The sequence below is a fragment of the Okeania sp. SIO2F4 genome (assembly GCF_010672385.1).
Lineage (GTDB): Bacteria > Cyanobacteriota > Cyanobacteriia > Cyanobacteriales > Microcoleaceae > Trichodesmium.
Map to the genome: position 1 here is coordinate 1 of NZ_JAAHGT010000317.1, position 9,635 is coordinate 9,635.

Below are 9,635 nucleotides of genomic sequence, written 5' to 3' on the forward strand. Positions count from 1 at the left end.
AATTTTAGAATTACTCAAACAATGGGTAGAGTCTAATGATGATAGGTATGTGCGACTTGAAGCGGTGCGACAAATAGCTACTGGTTGGAAAAATCAGCCGGGAATTTTAGAATTACTCAAACAATGGGTAGAGTCTAATGATGATAGGTATGTGCGACTTGAAGCGGTGCGACAAATAGCTACTGGTTGGAAAAATCAGCCGGGAATTTTAGAATTACTCAAACAAAGGGTAGTGTCTGATGAGAATTGGGATGTGCAAGTTGAAGCGGTGCGACAAATAGCTACTGGTTGGAAAGATGAGCCGGGAATTATAGATTTACTCAAACAAAAGGTAATGTCTGATGAGAATTGGGATGTGCGAGTTGAAGCGGTGCGACAAATAGTTAGTGGTTGGAAACATGAGCCGGGAACTTTAGAATTACTAAAACAAAGCCTAGAGTCCGATCATAGCAAAAAGGTGCGAAGCGAAGCAGTGCGACAAATAGTTAGTGGTTGGAAAGATGAGCCAGGAATTTTTGAATTGCTTTACCACACCGCTCTCAATGATCCCTTTCAACGTGAATATAAGTATCAAACCAACCCTCGACAAATTGCACTAGAGGAAATTATCGAAAACTATCCAGACCATCCGCAAACCATCCCACTATTACAAGACAGAGCAGCAAACGACCCAGACGAACAACTACAGGAGTGGGCAAAAAAGAAATTGCAGCGCTCACACGGATTATGGCACGGATATACGGATGAAGCGGATTAAGTTTTGTAGGTTGGGTTGAGGTACGTAGCAATATCCCGCAGGGTAACTCAACAACAATATTGTATCTGTTGGGTTTCGCTGTCGCTCTACCCAACCTACATGAGTAGCGATCTTATCATCCGTTCCGCTTTCCTAGGTCATGCTACGCAAACGCGACCGCTCTCTTTTCCATAGATTGATGTTTTATTCATCTGTTGTACAATAGTACATTGTATAGTATTTTATACTACATTTGATTAACTCACCACCGTTGACTTTCGGTGTGTCGTGCTGATGCTTTTCATTAGCAAAAACACACCCTACTCCTAAACTCAACCAAACTTCTAGAAGCAATAGTTAAACAATATCCAGACCATCCGCAAACCCTCCCACTATTACAAGACAGAGCAGCAAACGACCCAGACGAACAACTGCGGGAGTGGGCAAAAAAGAAATTGCAGCGCTCACACCGATTATGGCACGGATATACGGATTAAGAGTTCCATGCTTGGCAATGCAGGAACAATCCAACCTACATGAGTAGCGATCTTATCATCCGTTCCGCTTTCCTAGGTCATGCTACGCAAACGCGACCGCTCTCTTTTCCATAGATTGATGTTTTATTCATCTGTTGTACAATAGTACATTGTATAGTATGTTATATTACATTTGATTAACTCGCCACCGTTGACTTTCGGTGTGTCGTGCTGACGCTTTTCATTAGCAAAAACACACCCTACTCCTAAACTCAACCAAACTTCTAGAAGCAATAGTCAAACATTATCCAGACCATCCGCAAACCCTCCCACTATTACAAGACAGAGCAGCAAACGACCCAGACGAACAACTGCGGGAGTGGGCAAAAAAGAAATTGCAGGGATTAGAGTAGGGTGGGCAAACCAAGACCTAACCCCCCGACCCCCTTCCCTGCAAGGGAAGGGAGAGAAACTCCCCTCTCCTCGTAGGAGAGGGGTTGGGGGAGAGGTCTTCATTGACTCAAATTTACCAGTATTACAGCGTTTTTCAGATTGATAAACCACATAGTTACAACCAAAACCCTGTAGGGGCGATTCGCGAATCGCCCCTACCTCCTAATTTGAAAATCAAAAATCTAATCATATCTCCTAAATCATAAAAAACTTTTGACAGGCAGATATATAAATAAGAGAGGGTTAAAAATTAAGGTAAGCCAAATATATATTTTTGGTTGATGGGCTAAACTCATAACATTCAACCATTGTTATAGGAGGGCGATCGCCGTGGAAGACCAACTGCGAGACCTAATTACCCAAATATGTCAATCTCAAAATCCTAGTCCAGAACGCCAGAAAGTTTTAAATAGATTATTGATACTAATCCAACAACTACCAGGATTATATAGGTCATCTCACCAAAATTATCCAGAGGCTTTTAATCGGACTCTAGAATGGGCAAGTAAAAATATTCAAAACTTTCAACCTGGTTCCTCTTGGGAAAAAAGTTTTGTAATTTGGATTAATGGTTATTTGAAATGGCGCGTCCGAGATTTATATATTGCTGATAATAAATATGAAAATGAGAGTATAGATAAACCTATTAATGATGATGAAGGACAGTCAACAACTTTAGGTGAAAAATTACCAGCTAATACTCTCAGTTTACTGGAAATGAAAATTGCTGAACTACAACAAGCTAAACGTCAAAGACAAGGTATTGCAGTTCAGGAATATATTAAGACAGACCCAGAGGAAAAACTCAAAACATCTCATCCGAGAAAACATCCTGAATGTAATTGTCATGTATTAGCCATTCGGTTGTTATTGGAAGAAAAAAGAATATCTAATATTTCTAGAGAAATTAGTATTAGTAACCAAACTCTTTATTCTCACTGGAAGCGGAAATGTCTTCCCTTGTTACAAGAAATTAGTAGTAAATTTGGAGAACAACCATGACCCTAGCTTTAGCACAACCATTAACAGTTTTTTTGACTCCTGAAGCTCATCAATACGCAGGACAATTTGCAGCAGAACAAGCAACTCCAGAAAAAGGAAAACAAGTTTATCTAAATACTCTTGCTGTTGTGGCAGTGCAAACTTATTTAAAGTGGATAAATATTCAAACAGCTATTGATAAAAGTGATTGTTGGAATCCTGGTTCTAGGGCAATATTTAATGTTGCGGACTTAGTTTTACCAAATATTGGCAAATTGGAATGTCGTCCGGTATTGCCTGGAGAAAAAGAGTTTTATTTGCCTCCAGAAGTTACTGAAAATAGAATTGGTTATCTGGCAGTTCAATTTGGGGAAGATTTAAACCAAGTACAACTATTGGGATTTGTTTCTGGAAGAAAGATTGAACAATTTCAAGAATCTATTTCATTGACAGAAATAGATTCTTTAGACATATTAATTGATGAAATTGATTGGTGTCAAAAATTTATCAACTTACGGCAGTGGTTTGCGGGAATTTTGCAGACAGAATGGCAACCTTCCGAATTATTGCCAGGTACTAATATGAGAAGTTCAAGAACAACTACTTCTGAATCTGAAGTACCAACTATTAGTTGTGGAAAAATTATTAATTGGGGTAGTGGAGCGACTCAGCGATCTATAGTATTCATGGTAAAAGTGACAGCTAAATTTGAGGAGGAAGAGGAAGGAATAGATGTTTGTGTAAGACTTTATCCTGCTGATGAAAGTCTCTATTTACCTCCCGATATACAACTGAAAATATTGGATGAGTCTGGTATTTCTTGTATGGAAGCTGAGACTAGGGAAAAAGATGATTGGATACAATTAGAATTTGGCTGTAAAACTAAAGAACAATTTACTATAGAAATGAGTTTAGGCGACCAACTAATTAGAGAAAATTTTGTGGTTTAATTCCATTTCTCAAAAACTTTTCTACATTTTATTGATTCGAGGAGTGGGGGAATAGGGGAGTAGGTAGGGACGTTGCATGGTAAGCATTCAGCCGCCAGCCAGCCTCTTTCAGAGGAGCTTCGCTAACAGCTATCAGAAGAGTGCTTTAATTTAGGATAAAAGCTTTATTAATTGTCTTACTACAAAAGTTGGTTGCCTTGTTCTTAAAGTCAGTTGTTAATTTAAACACTGTCCTTAAATAGAAAGTCTTGTTGCTGATAGCTGACTGCGAGCTAGCTGAATGCTTACGTTGCATGGAACGTCCGAGAGCGAGAAGTAAAAATATGCATAACTAATACTAACTGGGTAATAGTTATTAAAAAGGTTATTCAGCCCGTGTTAATTACTTAATAATTGAAGCGTCACCTGAATAACCTAACCCCCTACCCCCCTTCCCTACCTATGCTTTACCCATAAGTCTTGAAACCCCTTTTCTGATCAGGGGATGGGGAGATGGGGAGATGGGGAGAAAAAGAGAGCAAAATTACTCTAAAGCCTCTAATTAAATACATTTACTCTTGGGAAATATGCATTTGATGGTAAATACATAAATTCTCTCTTTTATCAAGTTTTACGTTAAGAAAGATGTGGGTAATGGATAGCTTCCCTAATAGGGAATGGGGATTTAAAAGCTTCTCTTCTGGTAGGAGAGAGGTTTGGAGAGAGGTTTTTATAAGTTTAGAAATAGTTTCTAAGTATAGCACTACTTTTAGTAATTGGTTCAAGAGGATAGATAACTATGAAAATAATTAAAATTAAACTAATTGATAGTGTTAATGATAAATTTCATGTCACTTTAACTTTAATAGATACTAAAGATACTAATTTTCACTCTATTGATGGTTTTTTGCCATGTTTACCTTCTCAACTAGAAAAATCTTTTACAGAATGGAAAGAAGCTTATTATGAGTTGGAAGATGTGCGGAAAGTAGCAACTCGCCTTAGCCCAAAATCAGTCATTAATCATTCTAGTGCTGAACAAAAAGAACAAGTTAAAATTACTCTTAATCAATGGCTGGATAGTGGCGATAGTAGTTGGCAACCTATACGAGACGAGTTAATTTCTGTTTTAAGTTCTCTACAATCTTCTGGGGAAGAAATTCGCTTATTTTTGGATATTCAAAATCCTAATTTACGTCGAATTCCTTGGCAAGAATGGAGTTTATTTGAGTCTCGTTTTCCCCAAACAGAAATTGCTATCCGAGTTAAGGGTAGAGGTAGATTTCAAGGAGTGCATAAATTCTCAAAAGTAAGAATTATTTTGATAGTTGGTAAGAGTGATGGAATTAATACAGAGTTAGATTTAGAGGTAATTCAAAAGTTAAAGGAAAAGGGTGCGGAAGTAAAATGTTTAAATCAACCAACTAGGGAGATTTTATCTAATGCTTTGCGGGAAGAACCTGGTTATCACATCTTAGTTTTTGCTGGTCATAGTTGTAGTAAAGAAGATGGTTCAATTGGTTGGATAGATTTGAATGAGGAAGATAGATTAAGTATTGAAGAGTTTAAAAATTCTTTGAAATATGCAATAGATAAAGGGTTACAGTTAGCAATTTTTAATTCTTGTGATGGTTTGGGTTTAGCAAATCAATTAGCCAACCTTGGTTTATCAAGAATTATTGTTATGCGGGAACCTGTTCCAGACATGGTGGCAGTGAAATTTTTGGAGTATTTTTTTACAGAGTTTGCAAATAATAAATCCTTGTTTGAATCTCTACAAATAGCAAAAGGAAGGTTAGAACATTTTGAAAAGCCTTATCCAGGGGCAATGTGGTTGCCTACTCTTTGTATTCAAGAAACAGCTTTATCTCATTCTCTGAGGTGGGAGCAGTTTATTCATCCAAATATATGGGAGAAATTTAAGCTTCTTTTGAAGCTCGCAAATATGGGATGTTTGCAAATTACAGTCGCAGGAATTTTATTAGGACTTTTGGTGATTAATGTAGTGAAAAATCAATTCATTTCAACTCCAGATATATCATCACCACCAGAAATTTCTCAAAATATTAGTCAGGGAGAAAAGCTGTTAATTTCTTCAAAGACAACTCTGGCAAAAGAAATGGGAATTCAGGAGTTTGATAGTGAGAAATTTGCTAGGGCGATCGCTCAATTTCGACAGTCTCTCCAAGAAAATAAAAATGACCCGGAAACTTTGATTTATTTGAATAATGCAATTGCTCAACAAAAGTCTAATAGTAATATTGGGGAAAAGATAGAAATTGCAGTTAGTGTTCCGATAGGTCAAGAGTCAGATATTGCTCAGGAAATTTTGCGAGGAGTTGCTCAAGCTCAAAGTGAATTTAATTGTGGTTTAAATAAAATTTCTCTGGCTATTACAAATATTCAAAATTCACTAAATTGCTCTGGTAGTTTGAATGGGAAATTTCTAAAAGTTACTATTGCTGATGATGAATATCTGCCAAAAACTGCAGAAAAAATTGCTCAAGCTTTAGTAGAAAACGAGAAAATTATTGCTGTTATTGGTCATTCTTCTAGTGATATGACTTTACAAGCTGGAGATATTTATAACGAAGCAAAACTTGTGGCTATTTCTCCTACTAGCACTTCTATTAGTTTGAAAAATTTTGGTAAATTTGTGTTTAGAGTTGCACCAAGTGATGACCTAGCAGCCCAAACTCTATGGAATTATTTGAATCAACAAAATTGGGCAGAGCAAAAGATAGCCGTTGCTTATATACCTGGCAATAATTATAGTGAGTCTTTAGCTAAAGAATTTGAGAAATTACTACCAGCAAATTTTGTACATAAATGCGATATTTCAGTCGGAAATTTTAGTGCTAGTGACTGTGTGGAATCAGCCAAAAATCAAGGTGCAGAAATAATGTTTTTGATTCCTGCTACAGACAGAACTCTGGGTAACGCTATAGGAATAATTAATAATGCTAAAGGGTTGAAATTATTAGGTGGAGATTCTGCTTATAATCCCAGGGTATTAAAGGATGCTGGTAAACAAGGAGAACAAGCAAATTTCACCCTTGCTATTCCCTGGCATCGTTACCCTAATTCTGAATTTGCTCAAACAGCTAAAAAGTTTTGGAATGCCGAAGTAAGTTGGCGTACTGCTACATCTTATGATGCTACTAAAACTATTATTAAAGCTATGGATAAAATGATGGGTAATTATTCTCGTAAACAGTTACAAAGTATTTTATCTAGTCGTGATTTTTATGTAAAAGGAGTAACAGGAAAAATTAGATTTGGGAAGTCAGGCGATCGCCAGTTTCTTGACAAAGATAAGTCAGTATTAGTTCAAGTTAAACCTAGTACCAAATCTGGAAAATATGAATTTGTGATTCTGGAGCGGTAAAATTAAAAGAAGGAAGAAGTCATTTCAGTTATCAGTTAGCCTCCTATCGGAGGAACTGCGTTAACAGTTATCAGTTATCAGTATCTCTAGCTGAAGCAAGAGGCTTGAAATACAAAATTCTCTTTTTTTATCCTCTTAAAAGGGGGGCTTTAGACCAGGATTTTTCAGTAAGAAGGTCAATTTGCCAAATTTTGAAAATATCAATTTGTGATTCTGTAGCAATAAATTAAAATAGCAATTTATTTACTTAGGATAAAATGGGTGTATCTCAATATATGCAAAAATACTTTTTTCCTATTTCCTCTTCCCTATTCCCTATTCCCTGTTCCCTGTTCCCTAAAATCGATAAATTTTTGGCTTTATTCAAAATTGATATCTACCCGATAAAATGACTCAACAAAATCTTTGGCAGAAATTTATTCAGCGAATCAAAGTGCCTTTAGAAGTAGCAGGATTATTCATTGCAATTATTCTGATACTTCGGGATGTAGGAGAATTAGTAATTCCCATGATAGTTCGAGATCTTCCAAACATTAATAATAGTATTGGAGAAAAAACTCTTTTTCCTTCTGGGGAAATATCCTCAGAAAAAGAATTAGGAATGAGAGAAATAAAAGAGAAAAGATTTAACAGTGCTATTTCCTATTTTCGCCAATCTCTTAATCTCAAACAAAATGACCCAGAGACAGTAATTTTTTTGAACAATTCCATCGCTCAAGCAAAAAAAATCAATCAAAACAGAAAAATCTTAAAAATAGCAGTTAGTATTCCTGCTAATGGAGAACCTAATATTGCTGCCGAAATTTTACGGGGAGTTGCTCAAGCTCAAAGTGAATTTAATTGTGGTTTAGCAGAAATTTCTCTGGCAATAAAAGATATCCAACATCAATTAAATTGCCAAGGTAGTCTCAATGGTAAATTTTTACAAGTCACAATTTTTGATGATAAATATCAGCCAGAAACTGCTAAAAAAAATGCTAAGTATTTAGTCAAACAAAAAGATATTATCGCCATTATTGGTCACTACTCTAGTCCAATGACTCTCAGTGCCGGATAAATTTATCACAAACATAAATTAGTAGCTATTTCTCCTACTAGCACCTCAACTCTCTTATCGAATTTTAGTAAGTTTGTATTTAAGATTTCCCCTAGCGATAGAATCGCTGCCCAAGCTTTATTTGAGTATTTGGAAAAAATTGGTAAACCTCAAAAAGTAGCAGTAGCTTATGTAGAAAATAATCAATATAGTGAATCTCTGAAGCGAGAATTTGAGACACTCCTAGCAACGAAAAAATTTGTACATCAATGTTACTTGAATGCTGGAAACTTTAGCGCCCAAGATTGTATTGAACAGGCAAAAAAACAAGATGCCGAAGCAATGTTATTAGTCCCGGCGACTGACAAAACTCTGACTAATACCATTGGAGTAATTGATAATGCTAAAGGATTAAAATTAATCGGTGGAGATTCTATTTATAATTATCTAGTTGTAAATGATGCTGGAGAAGAAGCAAACCAGAATAATTTGACAGTTGCTATTCCTTGGCATCGTGACCCTAATGACGAGTTTACTCAAACATCTCAAAAATTTTGGAATGGTGAAATTAATTGGCGTACTGCTACATCTTATGATGCAGCAAAAACTATTATTAAAGCTCTCGATAAAAGTAATGGTAATTATTCCCGTAAAAAATTACAAAGAATTTTATCTAGTGGTGATTTTGATTTAGAAGGAGTAACTGGAAAAATTAGATTTGGGGAATTAGGCGATCGCCAGTTTCTCGAGAAGGATAAGTCAGTATTAGTTCAAGTTAAACCTAGTGTTAAATCTGGCAAATATGAATTTGTAATTCTGGAGCAGTAAAATTAAAAGAAGGAAGAAGATACCATTTTTTTGTCAAAATACTTTTAATAAACGAGACCTGAAATCATGCCTAATACCAAACAGACTGGTAGTACCTTAGTTGAATTAACTGTTGTCGTTTTCATTATTAGCGTTTTGTTTCTAATTGCTATCCGCAGCTATACTAATCTCAACAGTAGCAATGAGTATATAAAAGCCAGGTTACTCCTCACAGAAATATCACTATCAGTAAAAGATTGGAAAGCTCGCAACTCCTACTACCCCGATGATATTGGCTCTTCTGAGATTGGGCAAAAAATAGCTCCAGGAAAGCCACAAGATAGGGTGAAATGGCTTAGTAGTATTCCTTTTGATTCAGTGTTTGACTACGATCATTGGCCACTTCCAGAAAATGGTCGCTGTTATGTCCATGTGGCGTTTTGGGGACAAAATAAAGAACGAGATTATGAACTCTCACAAATAGTAGCTCAACCACAAGAACTGAAAAAAGTTGGAGACGATCTAGTTTTAGGAATTGATATTTATGACTGCGAGTGTACTATCCAAGAAACTATCCGGGAGTGTTGGGAGCGAACTGGAAAGAAGGAATATTAATTTTCTACAGCAAAATTTGGAGCAAAACTTGTAGTGGACTATTTCATCTTAAATGTTGCATATAGATGTAGGTTGGGTTGAGGGACGAAACCCAACAACAATCTTTCTCCCCTCCGACCCTCCGACCCTACTCCCTAATGCACAGTTTTAGCTGTGTCAGTCCAGTAGGTTAAAAAACCTAACCCCCCAACCCCCTTCCCTACAAGGGAAGGGG

The 9,635-nt window shown here is 36.4% G+C and carries 7 protein-coding genes; all 7 read left to right on the top strand.

From position 1 onward, the window contains the following. Positions 1-757: HEAT repeat domain-containing protein (locus F6K22_RS19855; protein WP_293101585.1), on the top strand; the 757-nt coding region annotated here is incomplete at its 5' end. A gap of 1,238 nt (positions 758-1,995) precedes the next feature. Beyond that, positions 1,996-2,667, top strand: a complete 672-nt coding sequence (locus tag F6K22_RS19860; protein WP_293101587.1) for a hypothetical protein — start codon at positions 1,996-1,998, stop codon at positions 2,665-2,667. Further along, positions 2,664-3,596 carry a DUF1822 family protein gene (locus tag F6K22_RS19865; protein ID WP_293101590.1) on the top strand — a complete coding sequence of 311 codons (933 nt, stop codon included), beginning with the start codon at positions 2,664-2,666 and terminating at the stop codon, positions 3,594-3,596. The genes F6K22_RS19860 and F6K22_RS19865 overlap by 4 nt, the downstream gene beginning before the upstream one ends. A 778-nt stretch (positions 3,597-4,374) precedes the next feature. Continuing rightward, complete coding sequence (locus F6K22_RS19870; RefSeq protein WP_293101592.1) at positions 4,375-6,963, top strand: ABC transporter substrate-binding protein; 2,589 nt, start codon at positions 4,375-4,377, stop codon at positions 6,961-6,963. A 388-nt stretch (positions 6,964-7,351) separates the two neighbouring features. Continuing rightward, entirely contained in the window at positions 7,352-8,020 is a 669-nt protein-coding gene (locus tag F6K22_RS19875; RefSeq protein ID WP_293101595.1) for an ABC transporter substrate-binding protein, read from the top strand. Next, positions 8,021-8,827, top strand: coding sequence for an ABC transporter substrate-binding protein (locus F6K22_RS19880; RefSeq protein WP_293101601.1), 807 nt, complete (start codon positions 8,021-8,023; stop codon positions 8,825-8,827). A gap of 66 nt (positions 8,828-8,893) precedes the next feature. Next, positions 8,894-9,421, top strand: coding sequence for a type II secretion system protein (locus F6K22_RS19885; protein WP_293101598.1), 528 nt, complete (start codon positions 8,894-8,896; stop codon positions 9,419-9,421). Positions 9,422-9,635 lie beyond the last annotated feature (214 nt).